This window comes from Pseudomonas sp. BF-R-19, assembly GCF_019956445.1.
GTDB lineage: Bacteria > Pseudomonadota > Gammaproteobacteria > Pseudomonadales > Pseudomonadaceae > Aquipseudomonas > Aquipseudomonas fluorescens_BH.
The window spans coordinates 1-19351 of sequence record NZ_JAHBDN010000096.1 but is presented as its reverse complement, the minus strand read 5'-3'; the positions used below and the strand labels follow the sequence as shown (position 1 = coordinate 19351).

9 protein-coding genes and 1 pseudogene are annotated in these 19351 nt (G+C 54.9%); 4 read left to right on the top strand and 6 right to left on the bottom strand.

The genetic code is table 11. From position 1 onward, the window contains the following. Positions 1-179: 179 nt before the first annotated feature. Genes KGB28_RS27265 through mexE form a run of 3 tightly spaced genes read right to left on the bottom strand, consistent with a single transcriptional unit; the run spans position 180 to position 6046 of the window. Positions 180-1601, bottom strand: a complete 1422-nt coding sequence (locus tag KGB28_RS27265) for an efflux transporter outer membrane subunit (RefSeq protein WP_223448643.1) — start codon at positions 1599-1601, stop codon at positions 180-182. Next, positions 1601-4780, bottom strand: coding sequence for an efflux RND transporter permease subunit (locus KGB28_RS27260; RefSeq protein ID WP_223448642.1), 3180 nt, complete (start codon positions 4778-4780; stop codon positions 1601-1603). Before KGB28_RS27260 ends, KGB28_RS27265 begins: the two co-directional genes overlap by 1 nt. Before the next feature lie 12 nt (positions 4781-4792). Beyond that, positions 4793-6046 (bottom strand): multidrug efflux RND transporter periplasmic adaptor subunit MexE, encoded by a 1254-nt coding sequence (mexE, locus tag KGB28_RS27255; RefSeq protein WP_223448641.1) that lies wholly within the window; start codon positions 6044-6046, stop codon positions 4793-4795. A 749-nt stretch (positions 6047-6795) separates the two neighbouring features. On the opposite strand from mexE, the gene KGB28_RS27250 reads away from it, so the two are divergent. After that, positions 6796-7005 carry a DUF2971 domain-containing protein gene (locus KGB28_RS27250; protein ID WP_223448640.1) on the top strand — a complete coding sequence of 70 codons (210 nt, stop codon included), beginning with the start codon at positions 6796-6798 and terminating at the stop codon, positions 7003-7005. Between the two features lie 436 nt (positions 7006-7441). On the opposite strand, the gene KGB28_RS27245 is transcribed toward KGB28_RS27250, so the two are convergent. The 3 genes and pseudogenes from KGB28_RS27245 to KGB28_RS27235 all read right to left on the bottom strand — a co-directional run. After that, positions 7442-8395 carry a DUF4365 domain-containing protein gene (locus KGB28_RS27245; RefSeq protein ID WP_223448639.1) on the bottom strand — a complete coding sequence of 318 codons (954 nt, stop codon included), beginning with the start codon at positions 8393-8395 and terminating at the stop codon, positions 7442-7444. A gap of 569 nt (positions 8396-8964) precedes the next feature. Continuing rightward, complete coding sequence (locus KGB28_RS27240) at positions 8965-12771, bottom strand: hypothetical protein (protein WP_223448638.1); 3807 nt, start codon at positions 12769-12771, stop codon at positions 8965-8967. A gap of 604 nt (positions 12772-13375) precedes the next feature. Continuing rightward, positions 13376-13513: pseudogene (locus tag KGB28_RS27235) on the bottom strand (ATP-binding protein); the annotation flags it as partial. A 187-nt stretch (positions 13514-13700) separates the two neighbouring features. On the opposite strand from KGB28_RS27235, the gene KGB28_RS27230 reads away from it, so the two are divergent. The 3 genes from KGB28_RS27230 (at position 13701) to KGB28_RS27220 (ending at position 18842) form a co-directional block, all read left to right on the top strand. Beyond that, entirely contained in the window at positions 13701-15593 is a 1893-nt protein-coding gene (locus tag KGB28_RS27230) for an ATP-dependent nuclease (RefSeq protein WP_223448637.1), read from the top strand. Continuing rightward, complete coding sequence (locus KGB28_RS27225) at positions 15586-17301, top strand: UvrD-helicase domain-containing protein (protein ID WP_223448636.1); 1716 nt, start codon at positions 15586-15588, stop codon at positions 17299-17301. Before KGB28_RS27230 ends, KGB28_RS27225 begins: the two co-directional genes overlap by 8 nt. Before the next feature lie 248 nt (positions 17302-17549). Next, the gene (locus tag KGB28_RS27220; RefSeq protein WP_223448635.1) at positions 17550-18842 is read left to right on the top strand and encodes a HEPN/Toprim-associated domain-containing protein; all 1293 of its coding nucleotides are present in this window, start codon (positions 17550-17552) and stop codon (positions 18840-18842) included. Positions 18843-19351: the final 509 nt, after the last annotated feature.

The following is a 19351-nucleotide window of genomic DNA, read 5'->3' as shown; positions in this document are numbered from 1 at the left end:
GTGTCAGGCAATACATATGTTTACTGACGCACCGCCTTCGCGAGCAAGCCCGCTCCCACAGGGAACTGTGGTGGTTTCGGTATTGTGTTAAGGCAAAAAAAGCCCCGCGACCGAATGAGACGCAGGGCAAGGAAATTGGTTGGTTGCGGCCAACCAAAGGAGCACTTCAAAACATCGGGTTAATTGCTCGCGACCGTCTCCGGCTGCCAGCCGCCACCGAGGGCCTTGTAGATTGCGACGATGCCGCGATACAGGTCGACTTCAGCCTGGGCCTGGGTGTCTTCGGCTGCCAGGCGTTCACGCTGGGCGTCGAGCAGCACCAGGAAATCGGCCGTGCCTTCGCGGTAGCGGATCTCCGCCAGGTCGGCGGCCGAACGGCTGGACTCGCTCTGGCGAATCAGCGAGATCAGGCGCTGTTGGCGTTTGCCGTAGTCGCTGAAAGCGTTTTCCGACTCTTCCAGGGCCAGCAACACTTGCTGCTCGTAGGTCGCCAGGGCGCCTTCGGCATCGGCGTCAGCACCGCGCAACCGGGCCTTGACGCTGCCCAGGTCAAACGCCGCCCAGGTGATGCTCGGGCCCAGCGCCCAGGCGTTGGCCGCCGAGGAGCCGATCTGCGAACCGCGCCCGGCCGTAAAGCCAAGGAAGCCGCTGAGGCTGACTCGAGGGAACAGATCCGCCTTGGCCACGCCGATACGCGCCGTGGCCGACGCCAATTGGCGCTCGGCACTGCGAATGTCCGGACGGCGTTGCAACAACTCACCCGGATCACCGATCGGCAATGCCTTGGCGATCGCCGGCAGGTCTTTCGGGCTCAGGTCCACGGTCAGCTTGTCCGGGCGTTCACCCAGCAGGGTGGCGATGCGGTTTTTCTGCCGAATCTGTTCGGCCTGTAGTTGCGGCACGCTGGCCTCAACCGACGCCAGTCGCGCATCGGCGCGCTCCACATCGAGCTGATCGCCGACGCCGGCATCACGCAGGCTGACCGTGATCTTGCGCGACTCCTGCTGGTTCTGCAGGTTGGCCAGGGCAATTTTCTCACGCAACTGCGCGCCGCGCAGTTGCCCGTAGGAATCCACCAGTTCGGCAATCATGGTGACTTGCAGTTGGTACAGGTCGGCCTCGAATGCCTGTTGCTCTGCGTTGGCCGACTCCAGGTTGCGCTGGATGCGACCAAACAAGTCAATTTCCCAGGCCATATCCAGGCCCAGGTCATAACGTTCGCTGTTGACCCGGTCGGTGGTCTGGCCCGGAATCTGGCCTTTGCCCAGGTCACTGCTGACGCGGCTGGTGATGGTCGGCATGGCGTCGTTGCTGACGTCATCGCGGATCGCCCGTGCGGCTTTCCAGCGGGCGAAGGCGACGCGCAAATCACGGTTGCCTTGCAGGGATTGCGTCACCAGCTGGTTGAGGGTCGGGTCTTCGAACTGCTGCCACCAGATGCCTTCGAAACGCGAACGGTCAAAGTTCTTCTGGCCGGCGGCGCCATCGGTGGCGGCCGCGATATTGGCCGCCTCGGTGGTTGGCGTCTTGTAGTCCGGGCCCACGGCACAGGCACTCAGGGCCAGTACCAGCAGGCTCGGCAGGAAGGCTTTCAAACTCATCAATGCGACTCCAGCTTCAGGGCGGCCTTGGCGGCTTTGCGTGCCTGGCCGCGCTCGACAAAGTTACGAATCAATACGTAGAACACTGGCGTCAGCAACAGACCGAAGAAGGTCACCCCGAGCATCCCGGAGAACACCGCTACACCCATGGCGTGGCGCATTTCGGCACCGGCACCGCTGGAGAACACCAGCGGCACAACACCCATGATGAACGCGAAGGAAGTCATCAGGATCGGCCGCAGACGCAGGCGGCACGCTTCGAGTACCGCCGCCAGCGGGCTCAAGCCTTCCTCCTGTTTGTCCTTGGCAAACTCGACGATCAGAATCGCGTTCTTACAGGCAAGCCCCACCAATACGATCAAACCGATCTGGGTAAAGATGTTGTTATCACCGCCAGAGGCGATCACACCGGTGATGGCCGACAGCAGGGTCATCGGTACGATCAGGATCACCGCCAGTGGCAGGCTCCAGCTTTCGTACTGGGCCGCCAGTACCAGGAACGCCAGCAGCACACAGAGCGGGAATACGAACAGCGCGGTGTTGCCGGACAGAATCTGCTGGTAGGTCAGGTCGGTCCATTCATACGTCATGCCGTTGGGCAGTTCTTCCTTGAGCAGTTTCTCGATGGCTTTTTCGGCCTGGCCGGAGCTGTAGCCGGGGGCTGCCGCACCGTTGATTTCAGCGGTGATGAAGCCGTTGTAGTGCATCACACGGTCGGGACCTGAGGTGTCGCTGACCTTGATGAAGGTCGCCAGCGGGATCATCTCGCCTTTGTTGTTACGCACTTTCAGCTGGCCGATCTGGTCGGATTCGAGACGGAACTGTTGCTCGGCCTGAACGTTGACCTGATAAGTACGGCCAAAGCGGTTGAAGTCGTTGGCATACAGCGAACCCAGGTAGATCTGCAGGGTGTCGAAGATGTCGCTGACGGCCACGCCGTGGGTCTTGGCTTTTTCCCGGTCGATGGCGGCATCGACCTGCGGCACGTTCACGGTGTAGCTGGTGAACAGGCCAGCCAGTTCCGGCACGTTGTGGCTCTTGTTGATGATGTTCATGGTTTCCTTGTACAGCTCTTCGTAGCCCAGGTTGCCCCGGTCTTCGATCTGCAGGCGGAAACCACCGATGGTGCCCAGGCCTTGTACCGGCGGCGGCGGGAAGATCGCCATGTAGGCTTCCTGGATGTTCGCGTACTGGCCGTTCAAGGCACCGGCGATCGCACCGGCGGACATGCTCGGGTCTTTACGTTCGTCGAACGGTTTCAGGGTCACGAACACGATGCCGGCGTTCGGGCTGTTGGTGAAACCATTGATCGACAGGCCAGGGAACGCCACCGCACTTTCCACGCCCGGCTGTTTAAGGGCGAGGTCGGACATGCGCTTGATCACGTCTTCGGTACGGTCCAGGCTCGAGGCATCCGGCAGTTGCGCGAAGGCCACCAGGTATTGCTTGTCCTGCCCGGGTACGAAACCGGTCGGGGTGCTGGAGAAACCGAAGAAGGTCAGGACCATCAGGCCGGCGTACAGCAGCAGGGCGATACCGCTTGAGCGGATCACGCGGGCAACGGTGCCGACATAACCATGGCTGGCCTTTTCAAAGAAACGGTTGAACGGACGGAACAACCAGCCACCGAAAATCTTGTCCAGCACCTTGGAGAAACGGTCTTTCGGTGCGTCGTGGCCTTTGAGCAATACTGCGGCCAGGGCCGGCGACAGGGTCAGGGAGTTGAAGGCAGAGATCACCGTGGAAATCGCGATGGTCAGGGCGAACTGCTTGTAGAACTGGCCGGTCAGCCCGGAAATGAACGCCGCCGGAACAAACACCGCACACAGCACCAGCGCCGTGGCGATGATCGGGCCGGTTACCTCGCCCATGGCTTTTTTGGTGGCTTCGACCGGGGTCAATCCGAGTTCGATGTTCCGTTCGACGTTCTCCACCACCACGATGGCATCGTCCACCACGATACCGATCGCCAACACCAGGCCGAACAGCGACAAGGCGTTGAGCGAGAAACCGAACAAGTGCATCACGGCAAAGGTACCGATCAGCGATACCGGCACAGCGACCAGCGGAATGATCGAGGCGCGCCAGGTCTGCAGGAACAGGATCACCACCAGTACCACGAGGATCAGCGCTTCGAAGAGGGTGTGAACCACCGCCTCGATGGAGCCGCGCACGAAGATCGTCGGGTCATAGACAATGCTGAAGTCCATGCCTTCGGGGAAGGTTTTCTTCAGCTCGGCCATTTTCGCCCGGACTTCGTTGGAGATATCGATGGCGTTGGAACCCGGACGCTGGAAGATCGGGATCGCCACCGCCGGCTGGTTGTTCAGCAGGGAACGCAGGGCGTACTGACTGGAACCCAGTTCAACTCGGGCGATGTCTTTCAGGCGAGTGATCTCACCGTTATCTCCAGAGCGAATGATGATGTTCTCGAACTCTTCCTCGGAAACCAGACGGCCCTGAGTGTTGACCGACAACTGGAAGCTTTGGGCATTCGGGGCAGGGGGCGCACCCAAGGCACCGGCCGCCACCTGGCGGTTCTGTTCACGAATCGCGGTGACCACATCGGTGGCGGTCAGGTTGCGCGAAGCGGTCTTGTTCGGATCGAGCCAGACACGAAGCGAGTAATCGCCCATACCGAACAGTTGCACGTCACCGACACCGCCCAGCCGCGCCAGCTCATCCTTGATGTTCAGGATCGCGTAGTTGGACAGATAGAGCATGTCGTAGCGTTTGTCCGGCGAGGTCAAGTGCACCACCATCGTCAGGTCGGGCGACGCCTTGTCCACGGTGATACCGATGCGCGTCACTTCCTCGGGAAGCTTCGGCTCGGTGCGGGTCACGCGGTTCTGCACCTGCACCTGGGCGTTGTCCAGGTCAGTACCCAGGGCAAAGGTGATGGTCAGGGTGATCTTGCCGTCGGCGGTCGACTGCGAGGACATGTACAGCATGTTCTCGACGCCGGTGATGGCTTGCTCCAGCGGAGCGGCCACGGTTTCACCGATGACCTTGGGGTTGGCACCCGGGAAGTTGGCGCGGACCACCACGGTCGGCGGCACCACTTCCGGGTATTCGCTGATCGGCAACTGGAACAGCGAGATCGCACCGGCGATCAGGATCAGCAGCGACAGCACTGCTGCGAAGATCGGCCGCGAAATGAAGAATTGGGAAAAATTCATCGTAAAAATCCCTTAACCGCGTGGGGTCGTGGCAGCCAGTTTCACAGCCGTACCCGGTGCAACCCTGGCAGGCGCGACTTGAGGCAGGTTGCTGGCTTCCAGCGCTTGGCGTTGTTGTGCGAGTGCCGCGAGGGTTTGTTCGCTGGCCATCGGAATCACTTCAGGGGTGACCGGTGAACCAGGGCGTACCCGCTGCAGACCCTTGACGATGATGGTGTCGTCCTTGTTCAGGCCGTTGCGCACGATGCGCAAGCCTTCGATCTTCGGACCCAGTTCCACCGCGCGGTAGGCGGTCTTGTTGTCGCCATCCATCACCAGCACGAACTTCTTGCCTAGGTCGGTGCCGACCGCTTCATCGTTGATCAGCATGGCGCTGTAGGTGCCGCTGCCCACCAGTTTCAGGCGTGCATACAGGCCCGGGGTGTAGCTGCCATCGCTGTTGTCGAACACGGCGCGACCACGGATGGTGCCGGTCTTCGGGTTGACCTGGTTGTCGACGAAGTTCATCACGCCCTGGTGCGGGTTGCCGTCCTCGTTGGACAGGCCCATGTAGACCGGGGTGGTGGCGCCGCGCTTGCCCTGGCGAGCGAGCTCGGTGTACTTGAGGAACACACGCTCGTCCGCGTCGAAGTAGGCGTACACCTTGTCGGTGGAGACCACACTGGTCAACGGGGTGGTGTCGGCGGTCACCAGGTTGCCGGCGGTGATTTCCGCACGGCTGACGCGGCCGCTGATGGGGGCGGTGACGCGGGTGAAGCTCAGGTTCAGCTTGGCCAGGTCCAGCTGCGCTTGCAGGGCACCGACGGCGGCGCGGGCTTCCTGGGCGGCGCTGGTACGCGAGTCGGCGAGCTCTGCGGAAATGGCGTTGCTGGTGCGCAGGCGCTCACCGCGCTGGGCTTCGTTTTCGCTGCGGGTGGCATTGGCGCGCGATTGTGCAACCAGGGCTTCGAGGCGGCGGACCTCAGCCTGGAACGGACGCGGGTCGATCTGGAACAGCAGGTCGCCTTTTTTGACCAGGGCGCCTTCAGTGAACGCCACTTCATCGATCTGGCCGGAGACCCGTGGACGAATCTCGACGGTTTCCGGCGCTTCGAGGCGGCCGGTGAATTCGTCCCATTCGTTGACCGGTTGTTCCAGCACCTTGGCCACGCTGACCTTGGCCGCTGGCATGCTGGCGGCGGTTTCCGGGGCCTTGCCGCAAGCGCTGATCACCACTACGGCCAACAAAGCCAACGGGAAGCGCAAATGTTTGAGTGACTGTTCCATGGATGCATCCGCCAATGTGTTGAGATTGGCGAATGATGCGCGGCGGGTTTGTATCTCACGAATCGAATGGGGCGAAGGTAACTATCATTCGGAATGATATAAGACCCAAGCCAGCCCTCTAGCCTGCGCCTTGCGTTCGGTCGTCATCAACTGGATCGATGACAATTGTGTGTTGTATTGGATGCAATAGTCCGGCGCTGAACCGAGTGATGGCCTTTCGCGAGCAAGCCCGCTCCCACAAGGTACGGTGTGAACTTTGTGGGGGCGGGCTTGCCCGCGAAGAGGCCGGCAGCCTTCTACACAATCAGGATCAGGCCAAGCTATCCGGATCCCCAAAAAACATTTTGACTAGGCTCTAGGACGGTAGTTTCATGTCATAAAAAACTAATGATGCCCCCAGTTTTGCCCCCAGTTACATGGGGTGCGAGAGCGCTCGCGAGCGGCGATTTCTCACGGACTCCAGTATGGCAGTGGCTGGCTTTCGGTGTAACTCCTCATTGGATCTGGAGGGAGGGTGCAGGGCTCATCAAGGACAAGCTAATCCGCTCTCGCTCGAGAGCAGCAACTCCGATCGGCTGTGTTCGACCCAATATTTGCATCCGCGTAATTGGTTTGCTGGGCTTGGAGGTTTCTACGAAACCAGGGGCGATTCAGTCCAGCCCTGCCAGCTTCAACGATCCTTTCAATTGCGCGATTAACTTGACCCCAAGAGGCTGCACGAGTCTGTCGCACATGCCCTCGAGATCATCATGAAAAATGCCGTGGTGGACGATGCCCTGAAAGTACCGAGTCACTACGCTGAGTACCACAAGGGCTTCTGCATCGAGTTCATGATCGATGATACGTGTCTGCTGGACCGCCTCGCTCAACCGGTGAAATACACCGAGATCTACCCGTCACTCTCTTTGAAAAATCTGCCTGCCGATGCCGAGGAGAGCTTTATCGACGTTTGTGTGTAAACGAAGGCCAAGCAGTGGAAGTATGAGAGAGAATGGAGACCCCCTTGCGCTTGCTGGAAGTAAGCTGTATCGGGCCCCGGCGCCGATCTCAGCAATCATTTTTCGCGCACGTATGCTTGATGCCCATAAAACAGACATTCACCAAATCCTCCATCCGAACCCCGGAATCCAGTTCAAAGAAGCCTTTATGCTTGAGGACGTATTCGGCCTGGGGTTTCGTCCCTACGTAGCGTTCAGTGCATCCTGAAACGAGGCTATACTTGGTGGTCTGTGCAACAAGCAATGAGCCCTTCGTCAACCGCTGGTTCAACGGATGACCCAGCGGAGGTTAGACTGCGTGTGAAGGTGAAATCAGCGCATGCTCGGTGGCGATGGAGATAACTGCATCAAACTTGGGGTGCCTTCAAAGTCAAATATAGGCAAGGTGATAACTACCCTAGAATTTCAGATAAGGTTTGCGTTGCTCATGGGTCAGCTTCGAGAACAAAGGATGATCTTCAAGCGCGTAGGCGGCAAACTCGGGGTTGCGTAATTTCCAGTATTTATTAAAGCTCGTCACAATTATTTTTACAGTTTCGAATATTTCCTGAAACTTAACATCAAGTTGTTGCAGGATCATGGTGAAGTGGCATTCATACATTTCGCTACCTCCATCGTACCAGTCGTGGTCGTGGATGGTTGCCTCGATGCTCGGAACACCCCATGCAAATCCGATTAGCGGGCAGAGCTCCCTCATGTCGGAGTAGACATTGCGAATGCGACGCTCATGCTCATGGGCAGCGAAATTCTCGGGATCATATGTCCCCTCGCCATCTACCGGCAGGTGGCCGTTGCGTTGGTAGCGATCGAACAGGCTTATAAACGTCTTATGTGTAGCCATGATCGACGGCAGCGCCCAATCCATCATTCGAAGATTTTTAGCGAACTGGTAATGCACATCGAGTTTTTTTACATCTGTAAAATCTGCTTCGGTAAACCGTAAGCTCAGAGACTCGGTACGTCCGATTATGAATCTAGCGGGATCAAGTCGTTTTTCCAGCTCAATCGACTTGAAATAAACCTGCTCAGTATCTACATCGATCATCACTATGAAAACGGGTGTTTCGTAAACTTTCCAGAGATTAAGGGTTCTCCGTTTGATCTCAACAACGGGGGATTCCTCGGGCTTTTCACGGCTCCCAGACGCTGTCCCCTTTAGCTGAATTCCAGCAATCCAGCCGATGACCTGGTTGTTCTGATCAGTGAACTCGAGATGAAAATCGATGCCGTAGTCGTTCTCGGTCTGGTCTCGCAGTATCCATTGAGGCGGAAGCGCCGCACGAAGTAACGTTTTGGCGCGACTATCGATCACGTGAGACGATGGCCGCTGGGGAAGAGAATAATCGGGCATGTTAGTTCCAGCACTGGATAGACGGAATCGATCTCAAAGCAGAAATAGCCGCCATAGACCGAATTCAGGGATGGATACCTTAGAACGCACCCTACAGCAAGTAGGACTGGGCTTGCTCCGTTTCGATTGGGCGCAAAGCATCTGTAGGGTATCGGGGTGATCCGCCGCTGGATGGGGAAAACCGAACTGGTGCTGGTGTAGTCCAATCTGACGAATTCTGGTAGCAGAGGCAGGGTGATGGGACGCTTGAGCTTCAGGGCCCAGGGTAGCCCGTTCCGCCACAGTCACGCTTGGGCTTCACGAAGCAATAGCAGGGCTGCTTCTCGTTCCGCCTGGGTCAAATCGGGCGGGCCGCTAGCCTGCACCCACATCCAAGACTGGCTGGTCGGGTCACCGCGGTGGGAGTTCACTGGGGGCTTTCGAGCAGTCAGCGACAGATATCTCTCCGTTATCTGTCGCTTCCAGTTCGACAACCTCGCTCTGCAGCTGCTGCACTAGGACACGGTCGCCGACTCAAAATTTTTCGCAGGCTTGCGCTGTGATGGAGTTCTCATTCCAAATCTTTCAAATCATCCCTCATCACTGTCCATGGGTGGTTTGAGATGTAACAAGTGGTGGTAGATGTTCACATCACTCTGATTGATTTTACGTGTTTCCTTATAGTATCTGGCGTTAAAGCTATTTCCCTGTGTTGTTATGAGTTGTAATCCGCTTTTGTAATCATCGTCAAAGTCTCTGTAGTCGCATTTCTCAACATGTCTAACATAGGATTCGCACAGTCGTGAGAAGTTTTCCGTAGCGACATAAATCACCACAAACACCGTACTCATACCCATGGAGTTATATCTGCCGATCTTGTTCAGGTGCTCATCAATTTGCGTAGTGTCGATGTAGTTCCCAAGCCTAAAACCTTCAAATAGGAACACCGGGTTTCCCCTTCCATCCCGTACCCAACCATCAATCTCGCCGACACCCTTACCGCTGCCTGAGCGCCCAGTACGTGACTGATCGGGCATCGTCCAGTTAAGAAAACTCATGCGTTGACATACGAGCGATACAAACCAGTCGTTAATCATGTCTTCCTCATCAAGCATGATCGTGCTCGCGGACGCTGGAGCCAATTTCTTGCGCTGGAGATTTCCATTACGTTTCAGTAACTCCCGGCCCACATGCTCTACCAATTCGAACAGGTACTCATCAATATTTGTTGTGGCATTCATAAATATTTGACTTTGATCGTATGCGTTCATGTCCTTGATTGTAAGCCATGCAAGACGCAGCTTGTCATGAAAGGAGTCAATCTCAGCATTGAGGATTGGCTGAGGCTTAGAGAGGCCCACGGTGCCGGTGCTCCTGAGGCTATTCTCAATGGCAGCGATTTTTTCTTCTGCATCCTGTGGGAAAGATCGATGAGTAATGCGTATCTGTTGGAGATAAGAGAGTGCTTCTTCGGCGCTTCTCATACGCTTGAGATACTCTGCCCTCAGTGGAGCTAATTCATAGGCCTTCTGCTGCTGGGGCGAAGCCACATTCCAGAATCGTTTGAAATCGTCGAAATGTTCCGTTTCCAAGCAGAGCTGAAGAATGTAATTTAGCTCAACATCGCTGAGTTTGGCGTCGAGATCCGTCTTGAAAGTTGTTTGATAGGTGTCCAGCCAGCGCTTTAAATAAAACTCAAGTGGTTCGGGTCGAGCGATGTCAGTGGGCCAAGAGAGCGCTACTTTGATCAAACCCGTCGCGTTTTGTAGTGTCTGTTCAACATCGAGCACACTGCTGAACATGTCCAGTGCTTTGGCATGATCCACAAACATTGTGAGAGAAGCAATCAGGTATCGTTTGAAGCTTTGAACTTCATTGGTGACCTGTTGTTCTTCGCTGGATATTTTATACAGACATAGCCTATTGATTTTTTCCTGGTCTGGCAGCTTTTTGTTGTCAAATATATCTTTAAGGTCTAGTTTGGCAGATATTTCAGTAGTCTTGTTTTTAAAGGTTTTGTGAGAGTATTTTCTCACGTAGTCTAGATATTCCCTGGCAATTTTCATCTGACCATTGTTAGCGGCTTTCAGGATGATGTCGAAGGCTTCGGGAGTCCAGTTGGTTGCCGCCTCTTCTAGATTGCGCTCAGCTATAAGTCCCACTACAAGTTTCTTGTTCTCATATGCAGTGGTACGTTCTAGCATTATAAATAGCGCTCTTAAAGGGGCCTCCCTTCGCCGCAAAATTGCAATTAGCTCTTGAAATTCTTTCGGAGTAAAATTGTTAGCTACATTGCAAACTGTTGGCCATAGTTTTATGGGGCTGTAGTCCGAGTTATCATGCAAATAATCGAAAACTCCAGATTGCCACTCTGAATAGAAGCCAAAGCGTTCGATAATACCCATGAGCTTACTTGCAAAAATGCGCTTCTCCGCTGCGTGCTCTGGAGTGTGCTCAGTTTGCGTGAAAAGTTTCAGTAGCAATCGGGTGTGCATGCGAGCAGCGAATACGGTGTCTCTTTTTTCTTTGGTGGGGTTACCTGACTCGATCGCGGGTTGATCATCAAGAGCATTGATCCAGCGTTCGCGATGCTTGGCTAATGCGTTTATATAGACGTTGAGCCATTCAAACTCATCAAATGCGAGCGGGTCATCAACCGCATTCGTGTCACCATTCAGGCGGTCATGCAGCAGTCCTAGGTAGCTTTCGATCAATGCCTCGCATGCATCAAGTGCATGGCTACTCGAATTATGGTGTGACTTGGATGAGGCCAAATCCCACTCAAGGCACCAGAATAAAATCAGCCACCCTCCGAGGGGTAGATGTCGGTCCCCTATACGAGCCTTCTTAAGGTGTTCGTGCGCCCGATTGATGAGTATTTGGCGGTGGTCTTCTATGAGGTACCTAACTTGTCTTGAGTCATCCAAGTACCTCACGGTGCTTATGGTCTTTTGGAGGCTAGGCAGGCGAGTGTCTGCCATTAACTTGTGACTAGAGTTGTAGTTGATCTCGTGGGTGGCAAACCAGGCGATCATTTCGCAAAGCTGATCTACAGCCTCGGGGAGGGCTGGTAGGCGAACATACTGCTCGTAGCTGTTGTAAAATACTTCAAGAGCTTGAGCCCATACTAAGTCACTCCAGGTCTTCTCATAAGAGGCATATTCTGATATGGGGCGCATGTTCCGCTCTATATTTCCATAAACACCGATCAAGCCAAATTGGTTTGTCTTCGGGTTCGAGAGTAAGAAGCAAAGATAGGGAGGGTGATAGATATCACTGAACAGGGCTCCGACCAGTTTAGGGGAGCGATAGGCTAAATCGATTAGTTTCCGGGTGAGAGGGAAGCTGTCTCTGGGGGAGTAAAGGTTGTGCTCGCGCTGGAGGATTAAATGAACTAAGTGCTCGCTAATGCCTCCGATCCCTTGGAATCGATAATGCGTTACATCTTTCCACCATTTTGCGCCCTCCATGAGCGTGGTGGGGGGGCTGCTCGCCAGATTGTAGATCATGCTTTCAAGCTGAGAGAAGTCAAGCGCCTCACAATAGGGTTCCGCTTCTTGGCTCACCTCGTCAGGTTGTCCCGGTCTTTTCTGCACCACTAGAGGAGATGGCTTCTTGATGATGTTGTTAACACGATTATGACTGATAGCGACATTGGCTGCGCAGTCTGCCCAGCTATCAAAGAGCGTCTTATCTGCAGCGATATAGTTGAAGGCGCAGTCAAGGAACTGTTTAACGTCGATATCTAGATCGAAATCGATTTGGAAGATAGCAATACTGCCAGCGGCCAGCCGCATCCTGGTGATGTAATTGGAAAAAGCGGTATCTGGGTCGACGGAGCCGTCTATCAGTCGTTTCCATAGGAAAGTGCCTACGCCTTTCAGGTCTTCGCGCTTTACCTTCAGCCGATAACCTTCGGCTCGGGATTCAAAGGTATCGCGCAGGACGGCCAGGTCGATCGAGGTAACGTCTTCTTGGCAAAGTCTTAACTGCGGGGGTTCCCAGACATCGTTGAGGTACCTCAGCTCGTACAGAAGTGTGTGTGCATCTAGCTGATGCCGCAGCTTTGGTGGCATATCGGGGGTTGAGGGCACTTTGGGCTGTACGGCCAGATAGTCATCCGGGAATGCGATAACGCGGGCCTGTTCAAGCTCCGAGACGTCCACCGGGTAGGCTAGACAAAACTCTGCACCTGCCACTGTTGGCCAGGAATCTCGCCCCTCTAGCAGGGCTGTCACGTTGTCTCGGTTTAGAGGTCTCGGGTAGATATGCGCAGCGTGAATGTAATGAGCGATCCGCTCGTGAAGGAAATTTGGAGAGGCCACACGCGAAGGGTGCGTGTCTTTGTAGAGCGCCAGTTTTCTCTCCAGATCTTTGATCAGATCATACGAACTCATGTTCTTCCGAAATCCTTGGTGGGTCGCTCACTGCGTCGACGCCTGTGCTGGTAGCTTACTGAACGGTCATGGTTTTTTCGATAACGCGAACACCATCATTCGCCCGGCTAGTTGAGCGGGACGCGATTTGGTTCAGGAGATTATCCTTGCGCGTGTTTTACGAAGGCTTTGACGCTGTTACGCAGAATGCCTTGGCAGTCGTCAGCTTGGCCGTTACCGGGTTAACGCATGGACGGCAAGGCCTCACTCAGCTTTGAGGTGCGCGAGCTCGGCGCCAGGCCGGGCCTTTCTCGCAAAACTCGATTGCGTCATATACGGTCGGGAACACGCCCCACAGGGACGGGCGATCCCAAGCGCCGCCATCCAGGCAACGCACAACGAACTTGGTACCGCCTGGGTTAAAACCGTGAAAAGCGGCTTTGCGGGCTTTGATTTCAGCTTCAGCCTCCGCCGTACTAGGGTCGCCAGCTCGTGCCTGTTGAGCTCGACGAAGGTCTGACTGCGGATTCCACGCTATCCGGACACTCAGCCCACGAGCATCCGGATATTCATTCCACGTTCATCCGGACAGGCATTAGGAGCGCAGCGACGCAGGTAGGCATTGTTACTCTGAAGTGATCGCCGTCGTCAATTTCGTCATGCGTTTGCGCATCGATTCGCTCTGTAGCTCGATGCGATAAGCGTTATGTGGCAGCCGGTCGATGATGGCATCGCCTAGGGGCGGGTCGCCGATCAGCGCATGTATTGGTCAACTGATCGGTGCTGGGTCAGCGTGCCGTCAGCCACTGGGTCAATTCGACGTCAGAGCCAATACTTGTCCTTTTACCTTGCTCCAGCTTGGAGCGATTGAGGCAGCATCCATCACGTATCCGTTATTGCACGCTTCAGCTCAATAGGATTTGATCTGCAAAACAAGGATGGAGTCTTTCATGTACCTCGCTGAGCTGACGATCAATAATTTCCGCAAACTGCGTGACGCCAAGCTGAAATTTCAGCCGGGACTGAACGTGTTGGTAGGCCCAAACAATGTGGGCAAAAGCGCCGTAGTCGACGCGCTTCGAACCCTTCTCGCCGGTCACGATGAACCGTACCCCCGTCTTGATACTTCTGACCGACACCGTCCCAACGAAGGCGAGCCGGCAGGCGACATCACCTTCCATTTTGTCTTTAAAGGACTCAGCCATGAGGATGAAGCAGACTTCATTGCGGCGCTAAAACCGTGTGAAGACAACGCCATGGAGGCGCACATCCATGTCCGGTACACCGATGCGGATCAGACGGGACGATTCAAAGTAAAACGATGGTGCGGCGATCATCAGGAGGTCGCGCTCACCTCCGATATGATGGAGAACCTTCGCGGCGTCTATTTGCAGCCTCTGCGTGATGCGGCCCAGGGGCTTCGTCCTAGCCGAAACAGCCAACTGGCCCGCTTGCTTCATCTTTTGACCGATGACGATGGCCGCAAGACGATTAATGATGCGCTGAAGAAGCTGGATGACGAACTTCAATTGAACGAGTCAATCAAGAGCACTCATGCCGCAATTTCGTCCCGTCACGGCTTGATGATGGGTGAGCAGTTGGCGCAGGCGCTTGCTATTGGCCTAACTGCCACGGACTTCCAGCGTCTTTCGGCAAGGCTCTCCATCACTGCAGAGGCGTTGGAGATTGAGCAGAACGGCCTGGGCTTCAACAACCTGATCTTCATGGCTGTGGTGCTGAGCGAGCTGGCTAAAAATCCCGATGCTGCCTATCGGAGTTTGATTGTAGAAGAGCCTGAGGCGCACCTGCATCCGCAATTGCAGCGGGTTCTACTTCGCTACCTCGCTAGCGTGCCTAAAAGTGAGGGCGACAAATCAGTTCAACTCTTCGTCACAAGCCATTCCCCCAATTTTGCCAGTAACTCAGAGCTTGAGGCGCTGGTCTGTCTGGTCGAGAACGAGGCAGGTGTGCAGACGTTCTTCCCCCGTGACATAACCTTTGAGAAGGGGAAGCGCGAAAAGCTCGAACGCTATCTGGATGTAACCAGAGCCGAGCTGTTTTTTGCTCGTCGAGTGATCTTCGTCGAAGGTGCAGCCGAGCTCATGCTGGTCGATGCACTCGCAAAACTCATAAATCTCGATCTGCGTGAGTACGGTGTCAGCCTTATCAGCGTGGAGGGGCTCAATTTCGATTCCTTCCTGCCATTGTTCGGCGAAAAAGGTTTGCGGATTCCGGTTTCTGTAATCACTGACGCCGACCCTTTCGAAGAGGTTGAGATTCAGGGCAAGGCACAGGGTGAATTGAGCGACGAAGTGATCGAAGATCTTCTCGCTGAGGCTAGCTACCAGGAAGAGGCTGGTGAGCCAGAGGACGAAGAGCCAGCTGAAGCCGAAGTCGGAGCGAAAAAGAAAAAGGTCAAGCGTGTTGAGGTCTATCCGTCCCTTGGGGATGAGGTGCGGATCTCCAGCAATACAACCAAGATGAAGGGTATGGAAGATGCATTTGTGAAGATCTTCCATGGCTTAAAAACTCTGGAATATGACTTGGCGCTTCTTGAGGAGAATCGTAAGGCCATGCTGGCGGCTCTCGGCGATCCCCATCCACGAATTGCCAAGGCGTTGGGCAAGATCGTCAACGCTCAGCCAGACAACACGGCGAAGGCCAAAGCACTGTTTTGCGGCATGTTCGAGCGCAAGGATAGTAGCAGCAATGTGCAGAAAGGCCGTTACGCCCAGGCACTCGCCGAGCACATTGCCAAGCAACCTGGCTGTAAGGTGCCCGAGTACCTGGAGCAAGCGATCCGGCACGTCTGCAAGGGAGTGAACAAGCATGAGGATGTCTGATGAACAGAAAAATGTCATCGGCGCCGAGTTGGGTCCGATCTCAGTAACGGCGTGTGCTGGAAGCGGAAAAACTGCTACCGCAATCAGACGCCTGATCGCAGTTCGGCAGAAGATGGAAAAAAGCCGGGGTCGTGTCGTGCTGTTGTCGTTCTCCAATGTGGCCGTCAACACGTTCAACAAGGGATACCAACAGCTCGCGTCGGCGCTGCCGGATGATGCCAATCGCAAGCTAGTAGAGGTCAACACGCTGGATGGTTTTTTTACGCAGCACGTACTTCGACCTCATGCCTATCGGACCATGGCGGCGACCAAGGCTGCCTACCTCGTAGCAGGTTCTGAGCCGTTCCTGAGTAACTATCAGTATTGGCCAGGGGGCGACGACCGCCCGCTCTCGGTCAAGGAACTAAAGGTAGGAATGGAAGACGGGAGTCCGTTTTTCTTCGTCGATACCCACGCAGGGCCAGCACACCTAGTCACCTGGAAGGCGCTAGATTCTGTTACACGGCTTGGCAGCACAGGCGCTTACACCCATGACCTCGGACGCTACTGGGTTTATCGAACCTTGGTAGAGCAGCCGGCTGTGCTTCGAGCTTTAGTAGCCCGTTACCCGCAAATCCTCGTTGATGAGTCTCAGGATCTGGGCACGCTGCATCAGGCTATCTTGGAACTTCTGATAAAGGCCGGTGCAACCGTGTCCCTCATCGGGGACGTCAATCAAGGCATCTACGCTTTCGCGGGCGCTGACGGCATGTTTCTGCACACCTACGAGGCGCGGGCCGGTGTCACCCCATACAAGCTGACTCGAAATTATCGTTCGTTACCACCGATCATCGACATTGCGAACCGACTTTGTGGCAGGAACGACAAATCAGATCGAGATCCCGAGGCGGGGGGAGCTTATTTCATTGGGTACAAAGATTCGGAGCTCCCCAGGCTGTTTGACTCCTTCAAAGCTCGAATCGACGAGTTGAAAATGCAGCACGACGATGCGGCAATTATCTGCAGATCGGCGGATCGAGCGATGGTGCTGGCTGGAAAGGTCGCCCCTCCGGGACAAGGCACCGTTGCCATGTTCAGTGAAGCGGCGTTGCTACGAGATCAGCAAGGGCGCTATCAGGAGTGCTTTAAATGTGTATGCAGAGCTGTCGTCGGTTTGCTGGATGATCCTCCCCACGGACTCAGTAGCGAGTTACAAGGTGCCCCGCATGAGGGATGGATGCTGCGGTTGAGGCGACTGCTATGGGCCTTTATTCGCAATGAAGACGCTGGTTTGCCGTCCTCAACTCTCATTGCCAAAACCGATTGGCATCCCTGGCTTGTGAAGAATCTTAAAATCCTGCTTGCGACGATCGAAAAGCAGTTTGGATTGAAGGCAGTTGGCACCCTTGGTAACAAGCTGGCAAAGACCAAGCTTCTGGAGCTCCCTCTTGCTGGTGAAGGTGCAGATGCCAAACAGGGGCCGGGTATCAGGGTAGAGACGGTCCATCAGGTAAAAGGTGAGTCCATCGGCGCAGTGCTGTATGTGGCGAAGAAGCCCAATGTCCAAGCGTTATTGGCAGGCACCGATGGCGAAGAGGGTCGTATCGGTTATGTGGCGGTAACCAGAGCAAGAAATCTGTTCTGGTTGGCAGTGCCCATTTCCTGCATCAAAGAGTTGCGCGACGAGTTAGGTGCAGCTGGTTTTGAGGAGCTTCCTGCTTTGAAGTAGGTACGCACGAGGAGTGCAGCAGCAGGGAGTCGACAGGCTGCGGTAATGACACGGTACGGAAGTCTAGTAATAGATTTGCGTACCAAAATGGTGTCCATCTTCAGGGGTTTGCGTATCGTCGCTTTGGGAAGGTGTTTGGTATCGACGGGCGCTATCTCGGTTCTAAAGTTGGAGAATGTCTGGTGTACCGCCATTGCGGCCAGCATCGGGATATCAATAGCAGATCAACGCTAGGTGATGAGGTTTTCATGAGCACTCCAATCACACTGTCTGTGGGCGATATTGATCTCACTTATAATACGGGCTACATGGGTATGGACCACGGTATGCTCTATCAGGAGAGCGACCGCCGGTTCCGCCGTCACGGCAATATTGATTACGACTACGCCCATAGCCCTGAAGGCCTTCACCAAATGGAGTTATGTTTTTGCCGAACTCTTGGTTCCATGGTGTCACGGCTGGAGCTACTCGGGTACACAATGGGATCAGTCAAATCGGAGTATGAAAAGCAGGTCGTGCTCGACCGCGACCAGTTCGCCGAGTATGAACCCACCGAAGTACGGCCCGAGCGTTTGACGTTCGAACAGTTTGTCGACTTCATCAAGGCGCATGCTTTGAGGGACCTTAAAAATGAGTATGTAGACGGCTATGATGCTGAGCATGCGCAGGGACAAGGCCGCTTCGCCGCTGATCCAGCGGTTTCGCTATTGCCGAGCGGGGTTTTTGACCGCGACATCGGAGGTTATTCCGAGCGCCGCCACTTCGGCTCTCTGATCGGCTTCTTGAGCCCGTATTCAACCCTTCGGGTCCTTGCTGAAAATCCTGCCAACCTGAACGAAGACGTTGTCTGGGATTACGGCATCTTCGTTGATGCCGGCTGGGCAAGAAACGAGGATTTCGTCGGCAGCGCGCGTCGAACCCAGACTTATTTGATCGCGACTGAAGGCACATCTGATACTCACATTTTGAAGCGCGGCCTATCGCTGCTAAGGCCAGATATCGAGGATTTTTTCCGCTTCATCGATATCGAAGAGCGTCACCCTTTCTCCGGCACTGGAAATCTTTCGAAATTCGCTGAAGGGTTGGTAAAAATTGACGTTCACAGTCGTGTGATCTTCCTGTTAGACAACGATGCCGAAGGCATTGGTACCTACCGAAGCCTCCTTCAACGCTTCAAACTCCCAGTAAACATGAGAGTGATGGTGCTACCCGACCTGGATGAGCTGCGCGATTTCCCGGCCAACGGGCCTAGTGGGGTTGCGAATGCTGATATCAACGGCTGCGCGGCGGCTATCGAGTGTTACCTCGACCTCAGGTTGGAGGGCCGTCCATCACCGCAGGTCACTTGGACGAATTACAAGGAGTCGCTGGATATTTACCAAGGCTCGCTCGACTACAAAGATAGCTACGCGAAGGCGTTTTATAAGATCACCCCTGAAGCTATTGAATCAGGTGCCTATGATGCGAGTAAGTTACAAATTGTGATAGCGGCGCTTCTCGAACAGTGCAGTGGCATAGCTGCAGAGATGCTCGATTCTTAGCCGCAGGTGTTATCGCCAGCACAGCATTGACCCAGTTGCTGAAACCATACTGATCCAAGCTTCTACCTTATGAACCGTTACCAGTGCTGGTTTTTTGCGGATTGCTGTTGGAACATCATGGCATCGGCCAATGGGTCAATTCGACGCCAGCGCCAACAGCAAGACCTTCGCAAGCGTGTTCGTGCACGGTCTGCGGAAAGGGTGGGTGACCACGTCTTTGGACCTGCACTTGCTTGAGCGGATCCTGCCTGGGGCCTAACCGCGGATGACCCACCGCTCTGCGAATTTAAAAACCATGTCGTTCGTCTGCTTGGCAAGAGCTAAAGGCATCTCTCCAGGGATGACGATTGGTTGTTTATTGTCGATGTTGGGAAGAAACATTGTAACCGTCCGGGCAACACACCTTCCTGACACCGTCGCTTGAGGCGATGGTGTCCACCTAAATTTAAGTGGACACCATTTTTAGCCTTTTTAAGCGGACGCCTATGCCACAAGAACGCCGTTCCTAT